We start from the raw sequence: 24,814 nt of genomic DNA on the forward strand, positions 1-24,814 counted from the left end.
GTAGACAGTGAACGAAAACAGCCTTAGTCCTATACCGAACCAAGGCTGTAAACAAGGTTTTGTCTATTACCAAGCGCTGAGGTTTAAATCAACTCCCAAGGCCCATTGGCATCGCCAGGTTGATCACCTTTGGTCCACCACTTGGCTCGGTACTGCTGGCCATTATGGGTGACAACGTCACCACTGTTGTACACTTTGCTTGCACTCCAGCCTGTTGCACTACCGCTATCTGCTGCTTCCCACACACCACTGGTACCCGGCTGCTCGCCCTTGGTCCACCATTTCGCAGTGTATGTGACGCCATCAAATACCACGGTATCACCTGTGTTATAGATCGTATTCGGATCCCAAGTCGTGTTGCCGCCAGTCGAATCAGCCACTACTGTCACTGCAATAGTTGATGTGTCTGTCGCCAAGCCATCAGAGACAGTAACAACAAGGTCGACAACGGTATCAGCGGTCACTGTTGGTGCTGTGAAAGTGATCTCCGCACCTGTTGCCGTTAGCATTACCTCACCGCTCGACGCGCTGTAAGTGAGGAAATCCCCTTCGGCATCATCTGCAGAGACGCTGATCACGACACTCTGGCCGCTGTTGACTGTAGCAGCAGCTGGCGCAGTCAGCACTGGGGCCGTATTCACGACTTCACCAGTCCCCTTCACATTCACCACAACATTGCTCGATACCGACTTACGACCATCGGAGACAGAAACCACCACCACTTCTTGTAGATCTACTCCCGTATTCGGTGCCTGATACGTCACAGTCGCACTACCATTCCCGTTATCAACCACAGTTGCATTGGTGGCGCTAAACGACAGTGCATCGCCATCGGCATCGGTTGCTGAAACGGCAAAGCTGATCACCTGACCAGCATCCGCTGCTTGGCCAGCTGGCACACTTAGTACTGGCGCATTATTAGGGATCACATCCGCAGAAAACACGCGGTCGATTGCTTCTGCAAGCGGTGAGCTCAGTTGGGTACACTCTTTTAGCTTGGTACCGCGGTTAATAAATGTGCCTTCACACTTAATATCACCATGAACTTGCCAAACAATCACACCGCCTAAGTTATTATCAACAATGTACTGTGCCTTTTTCTCCATTGAAGGCACATCGTCGTAACTCAGGAAGTACTTGCCTTTTACGGCATAGGGCACTTCTGCGTTCACATCCCACATGTGCTCCCAGCCGGAAGTTTGCTGAATGTAGTTATAATTTGGCTGGCCTTCGAATTCTTTCCAGTTATCCAAATCAACAGCCGAAAGCGCTGGGCCATCAACACTGAACCTGACTTGTCGCTTGTCTGTTGGGGCGCCTACATAAGCAGTTGCTTCGGTTGTCTGCACCCCACGCCCATAAAAAGCCGCACCGAAGTTAATCTTCTCTGACGGGATACCCTGTGCAGCCATCCATGCACGCAGGTAATCCAAGTTTAAGCCAGGGAATTCTTCTTCAGGGTGCGGGTATAGTGGCGCGTTGTGGCCTGTAATGTTCGACCAACCACCATTGAGGTCGTAAGTCATCATATTGAAGTAATCCATCGAGGCGACAAGGCGCGGCCAGTTGTACCCTTCCAGCTTGGCTGTTGATGCCGAGAATGCCGCTGTCAGAAGCTTATTCGGGCCAATGCGCTCACGAATATCTTCCATCAACTGTTCAAAGTTACCGTAGTCCTCAGGGCTGCCGGCAAAGTTCATCCCGCCAGTACCTGGGTATTCCCAGTCAATATCAATACCATCAAAGCCTAATGCCATCAGCTTGTCGATATCTTGAAGGAAACGTGCTTTCTTGACCGGATCGGCAGCCATTTCTGGGAAGTGCTTAGACATGCTCCAGCCACCCAGCGATGCCATCACCTTCACCCCTTTCTGGTGCGCCAGATCAATCAAGCCAGGCGCCCCACCCGCTTTTTTCAGAGGGATTGGAAACTGGCCGGTTACACCTGTTGGCTCATGCAACCAACCATTACCGCTCTTCACAAACCCTTGCTCTTGCACTTTACGTAAGGCTTCGGCTTCCCATGCCTCATTCCCTGGGTACTGGTGAATATATTCCAACTCACCCCATAGGATATGCAGATCCCAACTTGAGTAAACGTCAGGGTGAAGAAGTGGCCCAGGCTCCTGAACAGCGTTTTCCTGATAGATATTTTTATTACGTAAATCGCCACTGTGTAACGAACCATCTTTGGCGACACCAAAGAATGAGAAATTCAGGATAGAGTAGATATCCATATTCACGTTCAAGTGGGTCGCTTCGCCCTTAACGCTAAAGCCCGCGTTAGTGCCCTTCCATGCTTCCCATTGGGTAATATAACCAATCACATTTTTATCATGAGTTGGCGCAGCTTGTGCGTTGCCAGCAATCCCTGCTAGTAGCATGACAGACATTGCGCCTGCCAATTTGCTGAGGTGTAATCCCTTTCGCATTTTTGTCTCCACGTAATGGTTTAATAAAAATAATGACGTCATAGCCGACCTTTAATTGACCCGACTTATATGACCCAATAAGTGTTAGCGGAGTTTTTTTGTTTCGCGAAAAGAGCCTTACTGTTTTTAATGTCAATTCAAAGATAAGTATGAACAAAATGTAACAAGCAGCGAATTACCCTAGTTTGGGTTCAAAATTTAGCCATATTCTTTATAAGTGTTTGGGTTGTCAGTACCCATTTTACAAAGTGGATGCCATCTATCTGCAAAAAAACTTACTCTGATCAATTAATAACAACAATCTCAGTATCTTTGATTCCTATCGTCTGTGTTAAAGGCTACTATACTGCATTCAAGCCAACTCACTCTTTTACAAGGGATTGAAGAATGATAAAGAATGCCACCAATCAATCTCAGGGCATGTTGTTATTCAAACTCACAGCATTGCAATCTTTCGCTATTGGTACATTGAAAGTGAAAGAAATTGTGCCCTACACACCATTGACGGCTATTCCCCATTCCCATCACACGGTGCTTGGTGCTGCTAACTTGCGTGGCGATACCCTACCCGTCATTGATATGGCAAAAGCCGTTGGCTACCCACCTCTGACGAAAGATGAGTTGAAAGATTGCTATATCATCATTACCGATTGCCGCCGGATGCTAGTTGGTTTCTTAGTGCGTGGCATTAATAAGATCACTGAGTGTAACTGGCACAATATTGATGCGCCGCCAAGTGCACTTGGCAGTAACGTCTTCGTTACCGGCGTGACCACGGTTGAAGATAAGCTCGTTCAGCTACTAGATGTAGAATTGATCCTGTCGAAGATCTTCCCTGATGCGCCTGACAGCCTTCACCCAGTGCTGACTGATGTTCAACGTGAAATTCTCCGACCGCTAAAAATCCTGCTGGTCGATGATTCGGCCGTTGCACGTAGGCAGCTGTCCCAAGCACTCGACAGTATCTCGATTCCGTACTTTATCGCGACCAATGGCCGGGATGCGCTGGAAATGCTTAAACATGCCGCTGAAGCTAACGACCCATTCGATATTCTGGTCAGTGACATTGAGATGCCAGGGCTTGATGGCTACGAGCTTGCATTTGAAGTGCAGAACAGCAGTATCCTAAATCACGCCTATATCATCCTGCATACCTCACTATCGAGTGAAATCAGTGTCTCGCAAGCCCATCAGGTTGGTGCGCACGAGGCGTTAACCAAGTTTGAAGCGAACGAATTAATCCACGCCATGCTTCGTGGCGCTGAGCGCAAAAATGGTGCTGAAGTCGTCGCTTAACGACTTGCTCTGCCGCACACCAATAGTAAATAACCCGTAAAAATCCAATACCAAGCCCATGCCTGGTATTGGGTTTATCCTCATCTGTATGCCAATAGTGTGAAATTAATCCTGCTTAGCCCGCTCTTTATCCCTCATTAAGCTAGCTTTATAACAAGCCAACATCGCGATTAGGAGGCAACATGGGCGACTCGCTAATATTCGGTATTAATTTCCTCTCAGGGTTATTCATTATCCTTATCGGGCTTGGGGTCCTTGCGGTGATCTACATGTACATCACCGATATTCGCCAACATAAACATGCCATCAGGCACAACTACCCGGTTATCGGTCGCTTCCGTTACTTGTTTGAAAAGCAAGGCGAGTTCTTTCGCCAGTACTTCTTTGCCATGGATCGGGAAGAGATGCCATTCAACCGCGCCGAAAGAAGTTGGGTTTATAAGGCAGCGAAAAATGTTGATCGAACCTTGGCCTTTGGTTCAACCCGAAGCCTAGACCCTACCGGTACAATCATGTTTATGAACTGTGCCTTCCCCACGCTTGAGGAAGATGCGGTTGCGCCAGCGCCCATCACCATAGGCGAAGAATGCCGTACTCCCTACACCACTTCTTCGATATTCAATATTTCAGGTATGAGTTACGGCGCGATCTCTAAACCTGCCGTTCGCGCCCTGTCACGAGGCGCAAAACTGGCCGGGTGTTGGATGAACACCGGCGAGGGCGGGCTGAGCCCTTATCATTTGGAAGGACAGGCCGATATCGTATTTCAGATCGGTACAGCCAAATATGGCGTACGCGATGAGCACGGTAAGCTCAGTAAGGAAAAGCTCATTGAAATTGCCAATCACCCCGAAGTAAAAATGTTTGAAATCAAGATCAGCCAAGGCGCTAAACCCGGTAAAGGCGGTATGCTACCCGGCCGTAAGGTAACCAAGGAAATTGCCGAAATACGCGGTATCAAAGAAGGCGAAGACTCCATTAGCCCCAATGGCCACATCGATATCCGCAGTGTGGGTGACTTGCTCGACATGATTGACTTCATCAGGGAAACCACGGGTAAACCTGTCGGTTTCAAAACAGTCATCGGCTCGCTTAAATGGTTTGACGACTTGCTTGATGAGATAAACAGCCGTGGCCATCAAAGCGCCCCCGATTTTATCACCATTGATAGCGCCGATGGTGGTACAGGTGCAGCACCCCAGCCGTTAATGGACTACGTGGGCTTACCGTTAAAAGAAAGCCTGCCGTTGGTTGTGAGCCGATTAGAAAAGCATGGCCTCAAACCACGAATCAAAGTCATAGCCTCAGGAAAATTGATCACGCCTTCAAAGGTCGCGTGGGCTATCGCATTAGGGGCTGACTTTGTCGTCTCGGCGCGTGGCCATATGTTTGCATTGGGCTGTATCCAGGCCTTACAGTGCAACAAAGACACCTGCCCCACGGGCATTACCACCCATAACAAACGACTTCAGCAAGGGCTTGATGTCGAAGACAAAACACTGCGTGTCGCTAACTACAATAAATATATCCACTATGGGATTGGCTTGATCGCCCACTCCTGCGGCGTGTCCAACGCGAGGCATTTGGACAAAAAACACATCCGTATCGTGACCGAGAACGGTTTGTCTGTCGCACTAGAGAAACTCTACGAGCATCACCAATAGGCTACACTCAAAGAACACTAATGAGTGTCAACAAAGGTTGTGGTATGAAAAAATATCTCTTTATTGTCGGATTATTAGTATTTAGCGGCTCGTTATCTGCACAGGGTGGCGGCTTAGGTGGTTTACCTATCCCAACCATGCCGTTTATGACTGTCGCCGTCTGCCTTGATGTCAACGGAAAGCCAATACCAAAAACCCAGCACCTCAAACAAACACACAAATGTGAAGTCACTGGTAAAGCGAAAATAGACAAAATCAACATGAAATAAACGGCACCGACTTGAGGACAACCTCACATTATTAAAGCCCTCTTTTTATGAGGGCTTTAAAGTAGAATGCTTTTGACTTTGCGCTGACATTCATTCCTAGCGCCGTGGCAAAGTAACCGCGTTTTTTGTTCCTTTAGAATTATCACTCCATGTTCAAGCAGTCCTTTTTCGCCTTATCTCTTTTCGCTGTTTCAGCGTTTGCCAATGCTACACCTGAACTTCTACTTTCATCCGAAATCATCAGTAACCAACTTGAGTTCATTGAGACCGTTGAGATCACCGGTGATATTGATGACAGCCTTCAGCGATTGGTTAACACATCGATTTCCAAGAAGAGCGGTGATTTCTACGTAATTAAAGATATTTCTGAAGATATAAGCAAAGAGACTTTGACCGTTGTTATCAACCTATATAAGCAACCGCAAGGTTTAGCCATGCAGGGCTAGCACCTACACTTTGCTATGCGCCAAAAGTAGCATGAGCAAAAGAAAGGAAGTCAGAGTAAGGGAAGCCAAAAAAAGGGAGCAAAAATGCTCCCTGTTGAGTCAGCTCCACCGCAGATTATCAACCTGTCGACATGGTACGGTTAAGCTTCACGTGTTTATCAAGCATGGCTGCTAATGTTTTTTGGCTGACCGGTTTAGAGGCAAAATCATCCATGCCTGCGGCAAAGCATTTGTCCTTCTCTTCCTTAACGACGTTGGCTGTAAGCGCAACAATCGGGATATGCTCATCACCGTTTTCAAGCTTGCGGATAGCTTGTGTCGCCTCGAAGCCATCAAGGACTGGCATCTGGCAATCCATAAAGATCAAATCAAACTGATGCTTTTGGTATAGCTCTATAGCAACCTGCCCATTTTCTGCAATGAGTACATTCGCCCCTAACTTCTCGAGCATCATTTTGGCGACTTTCTGATTGATCAAGGTATCTTCAACCACCAGCACATCAATTGCAGGCTCACCGTCAGGTGATGGCGCCGAAGCACTTGGCTTTGGTTTTGTCTTAGCATGAGACGGAGTAGGCTTAGCTTCAGTTTCCGTCGCTGGCTCTTGCTTACCTTCAGGCACTTTATCTTTTGAGCCAGCGGCAGGTTTTACCGACTCAAAAAAAGCTTCTGGGGTGGTTTGTGATGGTAAAATGGATGAACTTTCGGCCTCAGGGTAAGCCACAATTTCATTCGTAACAGACGAATCACGCAATGCAAGCAGCTGCTGAATAGACCATTTCAAATTACTCTCTTTATATGGGCGTGCAAGGTAGCAACTAATTCCCATCAGCTTGGCTTTCTTATCATCCCCAACATCTGGCGCAGCCGATATCATCATCATCTTAGGACAGCGGCTCGCAAATTTGGTTTTTAACTGATGTGCTAATTGGAAACCATCCACATCAGGCATGACTTTATCGGTAATCACAATATCGTAAGGATTATTTTCACGGATCGCTTGATCAACAAGATCAAGCGCTTCTAACGCATCCTCACAGCTTGTCGAGTTGATCCCGAATGCATTTAACTGGGCTGATGTGATCCGCATATTCAACATGCTATCGTCAACCAGCAACACATTTAGGTTCTCTAATGCACTGCTCTCTTCTGCTGATATCTCATGTTCATTTTCGGCCAAATCTAAAACAAAGTAGAACGTACTGCCTTTACCTTCGGCGCTCTGGATTGATAATTCACCGCCCATCAACCACACCATTTCACGGCCAATGGCTAAGCCAAGACCGGTGCCGCCGTATTTGCGGGTTGTACTACCGTCGGCTTGCTGGAATTTATCAAAAATGGCCTCCTGCTTATCGGCTGGGACACCGATACCGCTGTCGATAACTTCAAAGCGTATTCTGCTGCCTGTTGCCGACTGCTCCTCAAGCTGGATATGCATATGTACATACCCCTGCTCCGTGAACTTAATCGCGTTGCTAACCAAGTTGTTGAGGATCTGGCGCAGTTTGGTCGCATCCCCCATCAACATTGGGTTCACGCGTTTATCTACCGTGCACTTGAACGCTAGCCCTTTTTCAGCCGCCCGAACCATGAACAGTGATTCCACTTCTTTATTCAATTCAAATAGGTTCAGTGGCATTGATTCCAGCTCAAGCCTACCGGCCTCAATTTTCGAGAAGTCCAAAATGTCATTGATAAGATCCAACAACGACAATGACGAGGTATGGAGCATATTCACATACTCTTTTTGGTCTGATGAAATATCCATCTCTTTCATTAAACCGGATAAACCAATAATGCCGTTCATTGGGGTACGGATCTCGTGGCTCATATTGGCCAAGAATTCGCTTTTCTTCAGGTTGGCTTCTTCTGCGACCTTTCGTGCCTCTTCGAGTTGCTGGTAGTTATCCCTGATATGGGAAACCGTCCCATTATATTGCTGCGAAAGTGTGGTGATCTCATCGTTCATCCATCGCTTTGGCAGGTTTATTGGCAAGGGAACGTTTTTATCATCAAACTGAGTCACCGCTTTAGACATGACGGTCAACGGGCGTACCAGCAAACGATAAGCAATTAATAGGATAAATACCGCTATCAATGATATTTGAATGGTCTGGCCTAGAAGCAATAGCAGAAATTTGTCAAATAGCCCTTGATAAACCATTTCCAAATCTGATTGCAAGGTTAAGGTTGCCAGATCGAATGATTTACTGCCGACCTGTTGGGTCATCACCCATGACTTTTCAACCTTCTGATCAGTTAAAGTCGTGCCTAACTCTATTATCACTTCAGTATCATCTTGGATGACCAACGACGATATTGTTGGGAGGTGCATGATCCCCTCAGCTTGGGTTAGCAACAGCTCACGATCTTCCACCCATAGACTAGAGGTCAGTCCTGAAAAAAAGCTTTCATGAATTTGTTCAAACCGGGTATCGATATCAGCCAACTCGTCTTTATAATCCAAATAAAGGCTGAAGGCTGTTGATAGTAATGTAAATACTGAGCTGATTAGCACAATAAAAAACAAAAGTTGCTTCGATAAGCTAATTTTGCGCTTCGGTTTCAAAGTTTGATACGTTTCGTTCATCCTAAACTCGCATCTTATTATTACTCTACTAACATAATAATAGACGTTCCGTTTGGATAGTTTAGTAAGGATACGAAAATGTTTAAAAAATCACTGCTGTCAATAGCACTAATGTTATCTTGCTCTAGTTTTGCTGAAAATTCAGAAACGATTAATTACTATGTCATCGCAAAACAAGCGGCACCATTTCAAATTGAAGAGAATAACACGCATAAAGGTATTGTTACTGATATCGTTAAGGCCGTCTTTGAAGGTAGCCAATACGATATTGACACTCATACCTACCCTTTTAATCGAATGATCACGTTACTGGAGGCTGGTGGTGAGCCCAATTGGGTCACATACGGTAGCCCTCGCTGGGGTGGCGTTCAGGCAGAAAACTTATCGGAAATACCCATTTATAATGTCAAACACGTGCTCATGAGCAGTAACAAGAAGTCACTAGATTTCAACTCGATGGATGACATGGAAGACAAAGTCGTTGTATTGCTACATGGTTTTGACTACCCTCAGCTCACCCCTTACATTGAAGATGGCAAAGTCGAAGAATTGCGAGTCAAAGACTACAATGCGGCCTTTCGTGTGATTAAGAAACTCCCAGGTGATACCGCATTTGTTGAGATGGAATCACGTATCAAATATAACCTCGATAAGCAAAACCAAAAGCTAACCAATTATCAAATCCAGCCATTTAATGCGGTTATCCCCGACTACCCAATCTACTTGGCCTTTGACCCAAACATGGATCCTGAAATACAGGCCTTTATTAATAAAAGACTGGTTGAATTAAAAAGTGCAGGTAAGTTAAGTGATATCGTCAAACCGTACATTTAACTTTTTACAACCATCATCAGGATACCAACCATAATAAAAGCCACCAATTTGGTGGCTTTTTAGTATTAAAAATAAAATAGGTTAAATTATTTTATAAACGCATCATCGAACATATGACCGAGTTTCGCTGCTTTCGTTTTTAAATAACCATTATTATGAGGGTTATTTCCCTCTTGCAAAGCGACGCGTTTATTAATATCAATACCTGCTTTTTCTAGTGCTTTCACCTTACGTGGATTATTTGTCATCAAATTAACAGACTTAATGTTTAAGAAACTCAACATGCCACGGCAGAAAGAGTAATCACGCATATCAGCGGCAAAGCCTAATGCTTCATTCGCCTCTACGGTATCGGCGCCATTATCTTGTAAGTGATAGGCACGAATTTTATTGATCAATCCAATACCACGCCCTTCTTGGCGTAAATAGAATAGTACCCCGCTTCCTGCATTCACGATATTCTCCATCGCTCTTGATAGCTGGAAGCCACAATCGCAGCGCGCACTAAACAGGGCATCACCGGTTAAACATTCCGAGTGTAGGCGGATCAGCGGTGGTTGGTTAGCATCAAGCTCGCCGTATACCAATGCAAGGTGCTCTTTACCTGTGCTCTGCTCAACAAAGCCATACATTTGGAAGGTGCCCCACTGTGTAGGCAACTTGGCACTATCAACAAAATGAACCAAGTTATAAGGCTCTCTTTCAGCGAAGTAATCCCTTACTTCCATTAGAATTTTACCTAGCTCATTTTGGCCTTTACCATCACCACCATCCCCCCAGTAACTGTCTTTATGGGAGTGCTCGGTCAACAATTTATCGCCGGTACTCACCAGTAAGTGGGCCAGCTGATTGTTCTGACGGAATTTTTCAAACACGATATAGCGCATTACCGCATGTCTTACATCCATCCAGTCTTTCTTCACCTTATTGGCATAATGTCGGCTTAAACGGAAGGCTTCATCAGGTGTTGGAGCGTGCAGAATTTCATTTTGGATGTCTGGGTCATCAAATTTTTGAGCTTGATAATAGTGTTCACTGGTGGGCCATACAACATTACTTAATGTGATAGGGCTTGGGGAGAAATTGGACAAAAAACCATGTAATTCATCAGGTTCATAGAACTGAATTTCTTCAACCATCTAATGTGCTCCTTAATTACAATCAGAACATATGCGAAGACGCAATAATTACTGCCTGCATATCCATACTTCTGAGTATAGTTAAGTTAGGTGGAAGACAAGATTTTTGTTGTATTTTTTTGCCACTAGCTATGCAACAAGTATCAATAAAAAAACTTCAAGGCTAATGTATTTAAACTATAAAGATTATAATTCATACATTAACATCTTTTCGGATAATTATGGCCAAGAACACCATAATGTTTAAAGGTCATCATTGTTCAAATTTAATATGGAATTTCACCCACGGCTGCATATTTGGTTGGATAATTTTCGCCATCACTAACCCAAATAAAATAAAATTTTCGCCGATATAAATAATAGCCTTCTTGGCTCTTTATAACCTTAAAGCGGTGTTTAAGCCCCTTAACTGTTATATGCGCTTTCACAACCCCTCCTTTGGTAGTGATCTTTAACAGTGCGTCAAAATACCATCACCAAAGCGTCAAATCTTTCTGGCCAGGGTTTCAAGATAAGATTTGCGAGGCATAACAGGAAAATTATGCAAGTTTAAAAGGTGGTTTCAGACAAAAACGACACCTTTCGGTGCCGTTTCAGATAACCCCAAACTAGTTCAAGATGCAGGCTCAGCGAGAATTTATAAGAACCCTGCCCTTGAAGTAACTTGGGTATAAGACGTTAGAAATTACTCTTCGTCTGCTGCAAGAGTGCGCTTGCCAGTCATGAATTCTTCTAGAATTTCAGGTGTTAGTTCACCAGCTTCTTCAAGACGCTTCAGCTCTTCTACAATGCGCTTTTGCTCATCAATCGATGGGATTGCCAGCTCTGGCTCTTGTTCAATCCCTTCAGGGATACTTAGGTTCTCTAGCATGTTTAACACTCTTGCATTCTTAACAATAAACTGCGGGTATTATATACCCAAGCCATCCCAAGGTGGTAGCAGGAACCACATCCAGCGCTGAATCCTGGCTGAAAACCAGCCAAATCCGGCTCAGACTTGTTGGCTATCCACCATGATTTCATACTCATGGTCATGCTTGTGGATTACAAACAACTCAATTTCGCCCAACTTAGGGTGCTTAAAGTGGTAATGACCATCAGGGAAATGGGTACTACCATCGCCTTGAAAGTTAATCACAAAATGCTCAACCATACGACCGAGATCATCCATTCCATGGCGCTCGAGTTGGGTCACGCTTTGGATAGTAAACTCCCCTTCCTGACCAGATTGGTCAAAAAGACGAACAGATTCACCAATGAGCTTTTCGACATTCTTTAACGACAGCGGATTCATAAACACTCCCATCAAGCTACAGAGATTTAACTTATTGGATTGGTTTAAGCCTATACCAAAATCACAAACCATGACGAAAAGCCAAGATCAGAACAGGGGGCAAAAAGTGCCCCCTGTTCGGTATCTCAATGGTTTGACTTCAAGCCCGCAATGGATAGCTTGAAGTTATGCTACTGATTAATAGTCGTCGTTATACTCCGGAAATGTGTCACGCTGTCGTGCAATACGGCGCTTTTTCTTGCGTGAATGCTGTCCAAAATCCTGAAAGTCATCTTCAAAGTTGAACTTTTGCTTCGACTTAAGCCCTTTCGAAAACTTTTGATCTAACTTAGCCATGCTTTTTTCCTGAAAGTATTCCAGAGTAAATAACCAAAACTGATTGTTTGCACACTAGCGACGATATATGCCAATAACCGAATATCGCCGCCAATAGATATTGAATAGTAATCTTCAATTATGACAATTACGCTAAAGGCGAACGGGCCAATAAAAAAGAATAGCGCCGCCAACACCCCAAGCATGCCATTTGTGATAAGCATCTCACCTACCCTATGCCTAGCGGATATATACCCAAGTGGCTGGGTACAGCGCCGAGCATAAGTGACAGCGACACCGGCTGTACAACGAACAATTTTTGCGTGGACGACAAATGATTTTTATCAATTACACGCTTTCAGCGATTTCATGGAAAGGGACATTCAACATCGTCGTTAGAATATCAAGCTTTTCACTGTCTTCTCGCCATACCAGATAAAGCGACTGCTCCATAACCGGGGCATCTTCAACAGGGTAAAGCAACCCGTCCTGCACGCTCTGAGCAACCACGGGCGAAGGCAAATAGCCCGCCCCACCACTATTGATGAGGAAATCCAACGCCATCCGGCTTGAGTGGGTATGCATGATTGGCGTTTTCTGTAGTTCAGCAATCCGGCTATGCTCAACCGAAAAACGGGTCCCCCAATCAAGAAAAACCAAAGGCATTCCCTTCACCATCTCCAGTGTGCAGTTTTCGGTTCGGCTAACCAGCTGCAGTTGGAAGTCCTTCGCTTTACTGACTTGCAGGTGCTCGATTCGAGGCGGCTCACTGGTAATAGCAACATCAATACTTTTATCGAACAGCTTCTGCGACATGCTCTGGCGCGGTACGGACTCCAAGCGCAATGCGAGTCCTTCAACATCACGGTAGATGCGACTAATCCAATCCGACAAACCATCGAACTCCCAAAACATCGGTGAGGCGCCAATGGTCACTTGCTGGTTATGACCGTCAGTCAAGGCCACATCCTGTTTGGCTCGACCCCATGTTTGCAGTATCGCCTCGGCATAAGGTTGCAAGCGCTCACCGGCAGCCGTTAGGTGTACATTCCCACGCTGCCTCGAAAACAGATCATTGCCTAGCTGGGATTCAAGCTGACGGATGCGAAAGCTCACCGCCGACTGGGTTAGGAATAAATTGTCTGCCGCTCGACCAAAGTGGCGAGTTTTAGTGACTTCTAAGAAGGTTCTAAGTAATTCAGTATCCACTAGCGTTCTCGATAACGAAGAAGAATAAAAGGGGTAACCCCATGTGTTTCAATCTGCACTATTTGGCAGAAATAGCTAGGGCATAGTACACCGCACACTCACTAAATCTTAATCAAATTTTCTTATCGTGACGACGAGAAACATTTGATTTACTTCCAGCTGGTCATCAATGAATATCTGCGCAAAATCTCATCAGGAAGCAGATTAATGAGAAGTGTAGGCAAATTTTACGACGATAGAAATTTCCCACGAGGCTTTAACCGTTCAGGTGTTTTCACCATAAATGAATCTAACTTACTTGAAACTTTTGGCCGCACCATGCACGGCCTCTCTGATGGGTCACTGCTTCCAAGCAGTGAAGCCGAAAAACTGTTTGTAGACGAGATAACCGGCCTGCTTACAGTGCAATCCAACTACGCAAAGTGCTGGATTAAATACGTTACCAGAACCTCCACCAAGGTTAGAAGCTACACCCTTTGCGTCTCTCAACGCAGTTCAAACAGTAGCTACGGTGATGACGATTTGACGATTGATACCGATGGCGATTCGGACCTCGATATCTAACTAACCAGCGGTGCCCACTGCACCGTAATTAATGAACCAAGAACACAAGCCATCCACAACCGTGCGATGGCTTATTTCTCTTTACCTGTCAAAAATGGCAGACATTGGGCTAATGCTATGAAGATTTGTTTTGTTATGTACCCGTGGGACAAAGTTGAGCCAGAAAACGACTCAACACTGCGTCTTATTCACGAAGCTGCCTCACGCGGCCACACGGTTGCCATTACAACGCCTAATAACCTAACCATGCGTCACAGTACGGCAATCGCTTTTTGTAAGGTATTAAAGCAAGGCGAGATCTCGGCAAATATTCCGAGTTTCTACCGCAAGGCAACGTTTACCAAAGCGCAATTGCCATTGGCTGGGTTTGATGTGATCTTCATGCGCGCTAACCCGCCGCTAGATACCATGGCACTGAACTTTCTTGATTCTGTGCGCGACCATACGTTTATAGTCAATGATATCGACGGCCTACGTGTGGCGAATAACAAGCTGTACACCACATCGCTACCGGATCCGAACAATGAATTCATTCCGGTCACGCATGTTTCCAAGAACCGCGACTACCTAGAGCGTGTACTGGATGAAAGCAGCAGCGACCGCATGATCCTCAAGCCATTGAACGGCTATGGCGGTAAAGGCGTTATCTTGATTGAGAAAAGCGCAAAATCAAGTATGAAATCACTGCTCGATTTTTACATTGGTGACGATAAGAACTATGTCATCTTGCAGGACTATATCGAAGGCGCCGAAGCCGGTGATGTTCGCATTATGATGCTTAACGGCGAACCGATTGGTGCCATGCGTCGGGTTCCCGCTCAAGGTGATGTTCGTTCTAACATCCATGCTGGCGGTAAAGAAGTGAAGCATACGCTGACCAAGCAAGAGTTGCGCTTATGCAAGCATATTGGTCCGAAGCTGGTGCGTGACGGCTTGTACTTTGTCGGTTTGGACGTGATTAACGGCAAGCTCGTTGAAGTCAACGTACTCAGCCCTGGCGGCATTACGCGTATCAACCGATTGAACCGTACCAAGCTACAAAGCAAGGTGCTCGATTTCGTAGAAAGCGTGGTTGTGGCAAAAGAAGTTAGCATTGCGAGGAAGAATGAGTTCCGCCAGGTGATCGCCGATGCTACAACTTACTGAAGCGGAAATGCTGGACAAGATCCAGCACCTCATTCCATTTGAGGCACAACTCAATGACGGCAGCCTGACCATTCGGATCAGCGAATATCAGCCTTATGTGGCAACGGCAATCCACCACGGTCATCGACTAAGGGGAGAGCTTCAGCCTAAATGCCAACTGACCGAGGAAGAGCGCTATTTTGAAGAGGATCCGTTTACGGGCGACTTTATCGCTTCACTGCCAGTCGTGCTGCAGGCGGAAGATTCTCGCTATGAGTATGATCTCAACCGTGCACCGGATCAGTGTATCTACAAAGAGGCTTGGGGTAAGCAAGTATGGTCTACCCCATTGCTTCCCGATGAACGGGAAACGTCGGTTGCCAAGCACGATTGCTACTACCGCATTCTTGCTTGCTTGATTGATACGCTAGAGAGCAAGTTTGGCTTGTGCCTGTTGTATGACATCCATTCCTACAACCACCAGCGAATTGAGCGAGATACACCGGTGTTCAACCTTGGCACCAAGCAGGTTAACACCCGCCGTTGGCACAAAGAGGTAAAAAGCCTTGTCGACAGATTAGCGCAGGTAGAATTGCCGAATATTGAGGTGAGCGCCAATATCAACGACGTGTTTCAGGGCATGGGGTACCAAGCCAGCTTCATTAAAGCTCGCTTCGCCAATACCTTGATCATGCCGCTAGAGGTGAAGAAGGTCTTCATGGATGAAACACGCGGTGACAGCTTCCCACTCGTCATTGAAAAAATGAAAGAAGGGATGAAAACCGTGATTACCGAACACGCCGCAGAGACGATTTTGCGGCGCACAAAGGTAAAACGCCTGACACGTGGCCATGTGCTAGCTTCAAAATTACCAAAAGAGGTGATCAAGCTTGATCGTCAACTGTTTTCGATTGCGCGTGGGATCAATACGCTTAGCTATATTAACCCAAGCAATATCAAGCAGGAAAAGCGCCGGTTTTTACACCACCCGCATGACTATCAGCTGGCATTTACCTATCGGCAGCTAAACATTGATCCCTATAAGTTCAGGGAGCAGTTATACCGATTACCGGTGGAGGATATCCGCGATGCCGATATCCAAAAGATGTACCGCAAAGTCATTGATCAACTGGCAGTTAGAATTGATCTGCTCACCAGTATCGGTACCGATGAGTTCCTATATAACTCATTGCGCTACTATGGGCAGCCGGATCAACGTGATATTGCCAATGCCAATTTCATTCTTCATGCCCGTGAGTATGACGAGCCTGAAATGCCGACACTGACGGCCCAACAAGCCATTGAACAGTTCAAGGCAGCGGCTGAAGATTATGGCGTTAAATGCAGTGTGGTTGGCTCAAAGCAACTGATTGCGAGAGCCATGGTGAGCGGCAGAAGCATCAAGGTGAATTTGGGCTGTAAGTTTACCCAAAAAGATCTCAACGCGCTGATCCACCATGAGCTGGGTGTCCATTTGGTGACAACGGCCAATGCTGATAGGCAACCGCTTAAGGTACTGAAACTTGGGCTGCCGGGGAATACCCACACCCAAGAGGGGCTGGCTATTTTGTGCGAGCACTTGTCGGGCAGCTTCCCGCTTCATCGCCTAAAAACACTCGCCTTGCGTGTTGTTGCGGTGGATATGATGGTGAAAGGCGAAAGCTTCGCTGATACTTTCCATGCCCTAAGGCATGACTATCAGGTCAGCAATGATGATGCCTTTACTATCACTGCACGGGTTTACCGTGGCGGCGGCTTTACCAAGGACTACCTGTACCTAAAAGGGTTGCGGGATGCGTTAAATGCCTACCAACACGAAGATCTCGCTTCGCTGTTTGTGGGTAAAACAGGGTTTGAGTTCAAGCCTTTACTTGATGAGTTGATCACCCGAGAGATCTTACAAAAGCCAGCCTTTATGCCAAAAGCACTGAGCTTGAAAGATCATCGCGAACCAATCATCGATTTTATGCTTAGCTCGATCAAATAAAAACGGCAACACTAAAAAAACCGCTTGGTGGGTAAACCCAATAACCAAGCGGTTTCCTTCACTCAATCGGCACAGCATCATTCATCGCAATCTTTATTCTCGTAGGTGATGATCGATACGATCGCCCCATCCGGGTCGCTGATTGAGCACATCCGACCGACGCCCGGTACATCCATCGGTTCATACACGGCTTTACCGCCTGCCGCGAGCACTTTTTCCAAGGTGGCATCGACATTATCAACCGTGACATACGTGCCCCAATGGTTTGGAATATGCTCATAGCCTTCTGGCTTGGCCATTACCCCACCCACAGGATCGCCCCCAGCTTTAAGGACATGGTATGTCCCCTGAGGCATTGGCATTGCTTCGACTTCCCAACCTATGGTTTGGGTATAAAACGCAACCGCCTTTTCCGGGTCGTCTGTCATCAGTTCAGACCAGCTAAATGCACCGTGTTTTTGGAATAAGTTTGGGTTCGCCATCGTCATCTCCTTGTTCTAAATTGCAGGCATTTCTTTTACTTCTAAATCGCCTGTTCATTGCGTTCAAGTATGGGATATTGCATGCTAATACATTGGTAAGACTGAACACTATTTGAGTGTAGACGAAGTAAGTTGCCGCCCAACCATTTATACACACAAGCGAAATAACCATTGAAAAGCAAACTGATAAAACAAGCACTTGCTGCTTACAATAGCCCTAACCGCCACAACTACGAATTAGACGGTAAACTGGTTTCCAACTTGGATGGCGTACAGTACCACCTATCTAAAGCGCTGCCACTTGCAACCGGCTACGAACAGTCAGACATTCTAACGACAATGGCAAATATCGAGAGCTATCGCGGCAACGTTTCCTTGGCACTAAACCAATACCAGCAAGCCTTAACCACCGCTAATCGCACCCAGCAAACGAAATTACATAGCTATCTGGCGATATGGCAACATGCACAGGGCAACCAGTTGACTGTATCAAGCCACCTAAAATCACTCAATGCCATTGCGCCGGAATCCAAGCAGGCAATATCCGACGTTATCTCCGTCATAAAGAACAGCCTTGCCAGCCCGATTAGCTATCACCCCCCCAAAAAATACCAAGCACAAGCCCCCCACACCTCGACTACGGCACAGCCGAAACATGCAATTGTGACTTTGGGTTACAAGCTCAATGCCAATGGCGCTATTGCCGAGCCGCTTTTATTAAGATTGCAAGCCACACTGGCGGTTGCGGCACTACACCCACGAAGCCAAATTATCGTCACGGGAGGAGTAAAAACCGCAGGTACAACAGAAGCCGAACAGATGAAACATTGGTTAGTATCGCAGGGAGTGAACACCAATCGAATAGTGATGGAAGACCAGGCGGCCAACACCATAGAAAATGCCAAAAACAGCCTGGCGATTTTGCACCACCATCATATTCAAGCCGCCACTATCGTCAGCGCTTCAATCCATGTTCACCGCTCACAAATTTTGTTCGATGTCATTCAGCAAAAACACCACAGCCACCGAGTTACATTCAACCACATGGCGGTCAAAGATGGGTTATCAGAAACGCCCTACCCTAGTGGTCAAACACGGCTTAACTGCTATATCGATGCACTACGAGGCTATGGAATGCCAGCATTTGATTGCGGCGGGGTGGTGCAGGTTTGATCTTGCCGTTTCCAATTAGGAAAACACAGTTGTCCATATGGCAACTAGGCGATAAGCCTGATTCCAAGTAGTCTGCAAACGTTTTCTTCTCGACTCCGAGTACTGCTTATTATGTCCAAATTACTCTTTTGTAGCTTCGCGCTTGTGCTGATGTACCCATTGGGTATCGACCTTTACCTTGTCGGCTTGCCTCGTATTGCCGACGATTTGCAGGCATCAGAAGTGGTGCTCCACACTGCCTTTTCAATCTACCTCGCTGGCATGGCGACTACCATGCTGGTCGCTGGTTGGCTCGCCGATAAGATAGGGCGCAAGCCTGTTGCGCTAATTGGCGCAAGTATTTTCGCCCTATCATCTTTACTCGCTGCCTATGTCACCAATGCCGATGCTTTTCTTGCTTCCCGCTTTTTCCAAGGTATTGGGGCTGGATTCTGCAATGTGGTGACCTATGCCATTTTACGCGACGCCCTTAACGATGAACAACGCGCTAAGGTACTATCGATGATTAACGGCATTGTTTGTATCGTACCTGTACTGGCCCCCGTGTTGGGGCACTTCATTTTGCTGAGGTATGAGTGGCCTAGTTTGTTTATCACCCAAGTGATCACTGCCACTGTTATTGGGCTAGCTTGCTTATTTCTTCTCAAAGAAACAAAGGGGAAGGCTACTGCAAAACCTGACCAACAGCCGTTGGCTTCACAACCTCTTGCTCAAGAATCACTTATCTCACCACTCTTTATCAGTCGCCTGATGATTTCCGCCCTAGGGGTAACGGCCATCCTGACCTATGTGAACGCGTCACCATTTTTGTTAATGAATAGCATGGGTTTTACGACCGGACAATACTCCACGGCAATGGCTGCACTGGCTGGCGTGAGCATGGCCACTTCGTTCAGTGCCCCTAAGCTACTGACACTATGGGGACAAAAACGCATGGTGATCACAGCCATGATCTTATTCATTGTTTCAGGGAGCCTAATTTTTGCCACCACCCTTGGCCTATTACCGAACCCGATCAGCCTTATCGGCTTTGCCTTGATTTGCGCAGGCTTTTCGATGGGGTTCGGCTCGGTAATGAGTCAGGCACTCAGCCCATTTAGTCAACGGGCTGGCGTAGCAAGCTCGGTACTCGGTATATGCCAAGTGTCTTTTTCAGCAGGCTATATTTCTATCATGGGTGGGTTAGGGTTCAGTGCAGAAACCATGCTCACCAGCTTGCTGATCTTCACCGGAATAATCAGTATTATCTTGATGTTAGTTATTCCATTCCACCAGAACACGCCTAAGGCCAATAATCATGAACAAGCCACTGCATCGTCTTGACCTCAACCTGCTCATTACTTTGCAGTTACTGTTGCAGGAGCGCAGCGTAACCAAAGCTGCGAAAAAGCTCTCGGTTACCCCTTCGGCAGTCAGTAAGTCTCTAACCAAGTTACGTGAGTGGTTTGACGATCCTCTGTTTGTCCGAACCCCACAGGGGCTTCAGCCAACACTGCTATCGCTCAGCATGGAAAGTGAGTTATCGGAGTGGTTCCAAATCGGAACCCAGCTATCGTCTAAGCGTGGTTCGGATACACCGAAAGGGGTTACATTCCAATTAATGATGGAGTCCCCTTTGCACATGGTGTTACTCAGCCAGCTGCCGCAGATGATCAATCAGCAATACCACGATGCGAACATCAAGATCCGCAACTGGGACTACGATTCATTGGAAGCCATCATCAGTGGTAATGCCGACATCGGATTCACTGGACGTGAAACCCATCACCGCTCGCAGGAAACCTTGGCTCTGCTGCCCTACTACATCGACTACGAGGTATTGTTCACCGAGAGACCGATGGTGTACATGCGTAAAGATCACCCGGCTACCAAGCAAGATTGGACGCTGGCGACTTTCCTTCAATATGCGCATATCACTGTATTGTGGGAAGCCAGGGAAAGTTGGGCTTTAGACGAAGTGATTGCTGCTATGGGATTAAAGCGCAATATCGCTATGTCGGTATCGACTTTCGAGCAGTCATTGTTCATGGCTGAGCTAGAAGACCCGAAATTGATGACCACAGCGCCAGGCTATTGTCGTGAGTACATCAAACACCACCACCCCAATTTGGTTGCCAAGCCAATACCGCTTGATGATAAAGAAAACCTAGAGCTGGATGTTCCATTTACCCTCATGTGGCACAAACGCAACAGCCATACCCCTAAGTTGATATGGCTGAAAGAAGCCATTAAGCAACTAGTTAGTGCGAACCGGGCTTAATGCTTCCCCCTAATAGGAGCTATCTATTAGGGGGAGCAATTCAAACTCTATGGTTCAAGTCACAACACATTTTGTTCATCGATTTTATAGCTCACCATGTGGTTACGGCTATTAGAAATAAATGAATACAGCTCCCCATTGTAGTAAACCGCCTTAGGGTGCAGATCAGCCGATCCAAACAAGGTATATGGCGTACTATGGAAAATGCGCATCACATCACGGCCAAAACGGGTTTGCATTAAATCTTTCGAGGCTGCCGCATAGGTATAGTTATGCTCATTGGTACGAATGTCTAAACTACCATCGTCAGTTTTAAATACACCGCCCCACGCCCCAACGTAGAATGAATGGTAGCCTCTTGTTTCCCACTTGATAGGTTGCCCAATAATGGCGCTGATCGGGTCTTGCAGCTCAACTTGCTTAAACGGGGTAAATTGCACATTCAGCACAAACTCATTTGGCTGATAGATAAACGCATCAGGCAGCGCTTTTCCATCGACATTCTCGAAATACAATACTTGATTACTGCTGTCACAACCATGAACACAGGTCATCTGCCAGCCAAGGCGATCTGCAACTAACTCTGCCTGTTGATGCAATAACGTGATAATTGCTTGCTCGGCCTGTTCGGGTGTCTCTATCTGCTTGCCATTGTATTCCGCTGGCAGCCAAGCCTTTGAAGTAATTTCTTCACTGCCATCAAAAATTTCGCCAAATACAAGACCAGCAGCGAAAACAGACGTGCCAACGATATTTCCTTGCGCTGAATATAGATCCCCGACAACCAAATCAGTCGACATTTGTGCAAGAATCGAAGCTTGCGCTGCGCTCCATTCATGCACTAATTCAGAGTTGGCGACTTCCGCTTCTAGTTCAGCCCGATTATCAGATTCCATCATTGCACGAGATAGATAACTCATTTTCATCGGTGTATCACTATCTTCTAATTCGACTCTCTCAGGGTAGGATAAAACATCCTTGAGCCATGGGTCGTCTGTCATTGAAACACAGCCTGAAAGCGCAAAAGTCATTGAAAGTGCAACTATTTTGATTTGGTTCATCTATACATCCTTGTCATTATATTTTTGATATAAACCATAATGCATATTGATGAGTGAAGTATATCGTGCAGATCACACAATAAAAAAACCAGCCCGAAGGCTGGTTTTCATTATTCATTTGAGTCGGTTGACTTAAATAACGCCTAGCTCACGTAAACGCTCCATAAGGTAGCTGTTAGCGGTGTGACGCTCTGACAGCACAACTTCTGGTTTTGGGTGAAGGAATAGCGGCAATGAAATACGTGCTTTAGTCTTGTCAGCCCCTTCAGGGTTAACCACACGGTGAGTGGTCGATGGGAAGTACCCCCCTGATGCTTCTTGCAACATGTCACCAATGTTAATGATCAGGTTACCAAAGTCACAAGGTACATCCAGCCAATCACCTTCTTTAGTCAGTACTTGCAAGCCTGGCTCATTCGCAGCCGGCAGTACGGTCAGCAGGTTAATATCCTCATGGGCACCGGCGCGGATAGCACCCAGTTCTTCATCGCCTTTCAATGGCGGGTAATGCAGAACACGTAGTAAGGTTTTATCGCTACCATCAATCATGCTAGATAGTGACTGGCTGTATAGGCTTGAGACAGACTCTGGTGAGTGCTCTTCAACCCAGCTAAGTAGCTCACTGGCAAGCTTGTTGGCTTCCTCGTAGTAATTCTGAAGCTCTGCCTTCAAAGCTTCAGGACACTGGCCCCAAGGGTAATAGTGGAAGTACTCTTTGATATCTTTCTTGGTGTGGCCTTTGGCAACTTCAGATACCTCCGCAGGGAAGAAACCATCTTGGGTCTCAACATTGAAGCGGAAATCGTCTTTTTCATCAGTATTGAAAAAGCCATGCCAGTTATCATAGATAGACTGTACTAGCTGTTGTTGGATTGGGTGATTTTTCAATACCCCAAAGCCAGTGTTACGTAGGGATTCAACGAATAGCTCTGCGGCATTCTCTGCGTTGTAATCAACGGCTTCCAATTTCATAATTGATCTTCTTTTGGCTGACTATGTATGTTTTATCTCGATCACGACTTGCAGGTAAAACTGTGTGTAAAACGATAGCGTAATCGGTTGCACTGCATTTTACCCAGCGTAACAAAACAGTAACACCGCATTTTGGAAACAGACCGTTTACAACCAGAAACAAAGCCATTCACATATAAAAAACCGCGGTTCAACGCTTATCGTTAAACCACGGTTTGTATTGATGAATACCAGGTTAAGTCAGTTATTGCCGGGCTTTCTCTTCGATAACCAGCACGATACCTTCGACCCTAACCACTTCCACTAAAGTGCCAGCAGGAATATTCGCTTCCGACTTAGCAGACCAGGTGGTATCACCCAATTGCAGCCTCCCTTGCCCAATTGAAAAGTCTTCATTTAGTACGCAAGTTTGACCAACAAGTTGCTCTGTGCGCTGGTTTAAACTTCTGGCATCATCGCCAACTCGGTCTTTCTTATGCTGATAGCGCCACCACAACCAGGTTGTAAATAGCGAAAATACCGCAAAGCTTACCCATTGCATTTCCCAACTGATCGGCACCAAAAATAGGACGAGACCCACCAGCATGGCGGATAAACCCAGCCACAGCAGGTAGCCTGCCGTGCCCAACAACTCAAGTAACAATAGAACAAGACCCAACGCTAACCAGTGCCAGACGTTCATCTGCTCTAGCAAGGTGATCATACTTTCTTTCCTTTACTGCTTTCTTCATTACTACGCCCTGCTTGGCCTAATAGCTCAGCGATGCCTGCAACCGACCCCATCAAGCCCGTTGCTTCAAGCGGTAGCATAATAATTTTTCCGTTCTCTGCCTGACCAATCGATTTAATCGCATCGGTGTAGCCTTGGGCAATGAAGTAGTTCACCGCCTTCACATCACCTTGCGCGATGGCCTCTGATACCATTGTAGTCGCTCTTGCTTCAGCCTCTGCTGCACGCTCTCGCGCTTCGGCTTGAAGGATTGCAGCTTGCTTGTCACCTTCTGCGCGTAAGATTTCAGACTGCTTATGGCCTTCAGCACGAAGAATCTCTGCCTGTCTTACCCCTTCAGCCTCAAGCACTTCCGCACGCTTATTACGCTCCGCCTTCATTTGAGCATTCATCGCTGAGGTCAGATCCGCAGGCGGCTGCACGTCTTTGATTTCGATACGGGTAACCTTTACGCCCCACGGGTTGGTTGCCTGATCGACAATGGTCAGCAGGCGACTATTAATGGTATCGCGCTGAGATAGCATTTCATCCAACTCCATCGAGCCAAGCACGGTACGAATATTGGTCAAGGTCAGGTTGCGGATAGCATGCTCAAGATCGGTAACTTCATAAGCTGCTTTTGCTGCGTCAACGACCTGCACGAAACACACAGCATCAATGGTGACATTGGCGTTATCCCGAGAAATCACTTCTTGAGCAGGAATGTCCAATACCCTTTCCATCATATTGATTTTATTACCAACGCTATCGATGAATGGGACGATTAAATTAAGGCCCGGACGCAAGGTTTTGGTATAGCGGCCAAAACGCTCTACGGTCCATTCGCTTCCCTGGGGAACGGTTTTTACCCCAGCAGCAATGAATACAATCGCGACAACAATAAAAATCCCGACCGTAACAAGGGTATCGTATGGCATGTTTTCTCCTTATCAAACAGCGTTTATTTGATGGTTAGAATAACGTATGCAA

Annotated in this window: 24 protein-coding genes; 11 read left to right on the forward strand and 13 right to left on the reverse strand. The window is 46.4% G+C overall.

Annotation, left to right across the window (positions count from 1 at the left end):
* Positions 1-83: 83 nt before the first annotated feature.
* On the reverse strand, positions 84-2,432 hold the full coding sequence (locus C9I98_RS06990) for a glycosyl hydrolase family 18 protein (protein WP_107271779.1): 2,349 nt from the start codon (positions 2,430-2,432) through the stop codon (positions 84-86).
* A 387-nt stretch (positions 2,433-2,819) separates the two neighbouring features.
* Between C9I98_RS06990 and C9I98_RS06995 the strand changes: the two genes are divergently transcribed.
* The 4 genes from C9I98_RS06995 (at position 2,820) to C9I98_RS07010 (ending at position 6,107) form a co-directional block, all read left to right on the forward strand.
* A complete protein-coding gene (locus C9I98_RS06995; RefSeq protein WP_173424670.1) occupies positions 2,820-3,728 on the forward strand; it encodes a chemotaxis protein in 909 nt (302 codons plus the stop codon).
* Between the two features lie 182 nt (positions 3,729-3,910).
* A complete protein-coding gene (locus tag C9I98_RS07000; RefSeq protein ID WP_107271780.1) occupies positions 3,911-5,392 on the forward strand; it encodes an FMN-binding glutamate synthase family protein in 1,482 nt (493 codons plus the stop codon).
* A 44-nt stretch (positions 5,393-5,436) separates the two neighbouring features.
* A complete protein-coding gene (locus C9I98_RS07005) occupies positions 5,437-5,661 on the forward strand; it encodes a hypothetical protein (RefSeq protein ID WP_152557125.1) in 225 nt (74 codons plus the stop codon).
* A gap of 149 nt (positions 5,662-5,810) precedes the next feature.
* On the forward strand, positions 5,811-6,107 hold the full coding sequence (locus C9I98_RS07010) for a hypothetical protein (RefSeq protein ID WP_036821499.1): 297 nt from the start codon (positions 5,811-5,813) through the stop codon (positions 6,105-6,107).
* A 118-nt stretch (positions 6,108-6,225) separates the two neighbouring features.
* Here the strand turns inward: C9I98_RS07010 and C9I98_RS07015 are convergent, their stop codons facing one another.
* Positions 6,226-8,700, reverse strand: coding sequence for a response regulator (locus C9I98_RS07015; protein ID WP_036821502.1), 2,475 nt, complete (start codon positions 8,698-8,700; stop codon positions 6,226-6,228).
* A gap of 78 nt (positions 8,701-8,778) precedes the next feature.
* Here C9I98_RS07015 and C9I98_RS07020 point away from each other — a divergent pair, with 78 nt between their 5' ends.
* Positions 8,779-9,534, forward strand: coding sequence for a substrate-binding periplasmic protein (locus tag C9I98_RS07020; protein WP_107271781.1), 756 nt, complete (start codon positions 8,779-8,781; stop codon positions 9,532-9,534).
* 86 nt (positions 9,535-9,620) lie between these two features.
* Here the strand turns inward: C9I98_RS07020 and ribA are convergent, their stop codons facing one another.
* The 6 genes from ribA to hdfR all read right to left on the reverse strand — a co-directional run bounded on the left by ribA (position 9,621) and on the right by hdfR (position 13,491).
* On the reverse strand, positions 9,621-10,673 hold the full coding sequence (gene ribA / locus C9I98_RS07025) for a GTP cyclohydrolase II (protein ID WP_081879043.1): 1,053 nt from the start codon (positions 10,671-10,673) through the stop codon (positions 9,621-9,623).
* Positions 10,674-10,939: 266 nt separating this feature from the next.
* The gene (locus C9I98_RS26490) at positions 10,940-11,101 is read right to left on the reverse strand and encodes a hypothetical protein (protein WP_158262669.1); all 162 of its coding nucleotides are present in this window, start codon (positions 11,099-11,101) and stop codon (positions 10,940-10,942) included.
* A gap of 257 nt (positions 11,102-11,358) precedes the next feature.
* Positions 11,359-11,544, reverse strand: coding sequence for a restriction endonuclease subunit S domain-containing protein (locus C9I98_RS07030; protein ID WP_036820849.1), 186 nt, complete (start codon positions 11,542-11,544; stop codon positions 11,359-11,361).
* A gap of 120 nt (positions 11,545-11,664) precedes the next feature.
* Positions 11,665-11,967, reverse strand: coding sequence for a DUF6916 family protein (locus C9I98_RS07035; RefSeq protein WP_036820851.1), 303 nt, complete (start codon positions 11,965-11,967; stop codon positions 11,665-11,667).
* Positions 11,968-12,144: 177 nt separating this feature from the next.
* Positions 12,145-12,303 carry a hypothetical protein gene (locus C9I98_RS26635; RefSeq protein ID WP_170111211.1) on the reverse strand — a complete coding sequence of 53 codons (159 nt, stop codon included), beginning with the start codon at positions 12,301-12,303 and terminating at the stop codon, positions 12,145-12,147.
* Positions 12,304-12,630: 327 nt separating this feature from the next.
* On the reverse strand, positions 12,631-13,491 hold the full coding sequence (hdfR, locus tag C9I98_RS07045) for an HTH-type transcriptional regulator HdfR (protein ID WP_036820857.1): 861 nt from the start codon (positions 13,489-13,491) through the stop codon (positions 12,631-12,633).
* A gap of 207 nt (positions 13,492-13,698) precedes the next feature.
* Here hdfR and C9I98_RS07050 point away from each other — a divergent pair, with 207 nt between their 5' ends.
* The 3 genes from C9I98_RS07050 to C9I98_RS07060 all read left to right on the forward strand — a co-directional run bounded on the left by C9I98_RS07050 (position 13,699) and on the right by C9I98_RS07060 (position 17,167).
* On the forward strand, positions 13,699-14,055 hold the full coding sequence (locus C9I98_RS07050) for a MaoP family protein (protein ID WP_036820860.1): 357 nt from the start codon (positions 13,699-13,701) through the stop codon (positions 14,053-14,055).
* A gap of 117 nt (positions 14,056-14,172) precedes the next feature.
* Positions 14,173-15,201: a glutathione synthase gene (gshB, locus tag C9I98_RS07055; RefSeq protein WP_036820863.1), complete on the forward strand. Its 1,029-nt coding sequence runs from the start codon at positions 14,173-14,175 to the stop codon at positions 15,199-15,201.
* The gene (locus C9I98_RS07060; RefSeq protein ID WP_107271782.1) at positions 15,185-17,167 is read left to right on the forward strand and encodes a flavohemoglobin expression-modulating QEGLA motif protein; all 1,983 of its coding nucleotides are present in this window, start codon (positions 15,185-15,187) and stop codon (positions 17,165-17,167) included. The genes gshB and C9I98_RS07060 overlap by 17 nt, the downstream gene beginning before the upstream one ends.
* Positions 17,168-17,244: 77 nt before the next feature.
* Here C9I98_RS07060 and C9I98_RS07065 read toward each other — a convergent pair whose 3' ends face one another.
* Positions 17,245-17,649 (reverse strand): VOC family protein, encoded by a 405-nt coding sequence (locus tag C9I98_RS07065; protein ID WP_036832044.1) that lies wholly within the window; start codon positions 17,647-17,649, stop codon positions 17,245-17,247.
* A 171-nt stretch (positions 17,650-17,820) separates the two neighbouring features.
* On the opposite strand from C9I98_RS07065, the gene C9I98_RS07070 reads away from it, so the two are divergent.
* From C9I98_RS07070 to yidZ, 3 genes are all read left to right on the forward strand, one after another.
* Positions 17,821-18,822 (forward strand): YdcF family protein, encoded by a 1,002-nt coding sequence (locus tag C9I98_RS07070; protein WP_051902701.1) that lies wholly within the window; start codon positions 17,821-17,823, stop codon positions 18,820-18,822.
* Between the two features lie 111 nt (positions 18,823-18,933).
* Positions 18,934-20,145, forward strand: coding sequence for an MFS transporter (locus C9I98_RS07075; protein WP_036832041.1), 1,212 nt, complete (start codon positions 18,934-18,936; stop codon positions 20,143-20,145).
* Positions 20,120-21,082 (forward strand): HTH-type transcriptional regulator YidZ, encoded by a 963-nt coding sequence (gene yidZ / locus C9I98_RS07080; protein WP_036832039.1) that lies wholly within the window; start codon positions 20,120-20,122, stop codon positions 21,080-21,082. The genes C9I98_RS07075 and yidZ overlap by 26 nt, the downstream gene beginning before the upstream one ends.
* Before the next feature lie 59 nt (positions 21,083-21,141).
* On the opposite strand, the gene C9I98_RS07085 is transcribed toward yidZ, so the two are convergent.
* From C9I98_RS07085 to C9I98_RS07100, 4 genes are all read right to left on the reverse strand, one after another.
* On the reverse strand, positions 21,142-22,143 hold the full coding sequence (locus C9I98_RS07085; RefSeq protein WP_036832037.1) for a hypothetical protein: 1,002 nt from the start codon (positions 22,141-22,143) through the stop codon (positions 21,142-21,144).
* A 132-nt stretch (positions 22,144-22,275) separates the two neighbouring features.
* Complete coding sequence (locus C9I98_RS07090; RefSeq protein WP_036832035.1) at positions 22,276-23,115, reverse strand: 2OG-Fe(II) oxygenase family protein; 840 nt, start codon at positions 23,113-23,115, stop codon at positions 22,276-22,278.
* A gap of 244 nt (positions 23,116-23,359) precedes the next feature.
* Complete coding sequence (locus C9I98_RS07095) at positions 23,360-23,818, reverse strand: NfeD family protein (protein ID WP_036832033.1); 459 nt, start codon at positions 23,816-23,818, stop codon at positions 23,360-23,362.
* The gene (locus C9I98_RS07100; protein ID WP_036832031.1) at positions 23,815-24,762 is read right to left on the reverse strand and encodes an SPFH domain-containing protein; all 948 of its coding nucleotides are present in this window, start codon (positions 24,760-24,762) and stop codon (positions 23,815-23,817) included. Before C9I98_RS07100 ends, C9I98_RS07095 begins: the two co-directional genes overlap by 4 nt.
* Between the last annotated feature and the right edge of the window lie 52 nt (positions 24,763-24,814).

The organism is Photobacterium sanctipauli (genome assembly GCF_003026495.1).
Lineage (GTDB): Bacteria > Pseudomonadota > Gammaproteobacteria > Enterobacterales > Vibrionaceae > Photobacterium > Photobacterium sanctipauli.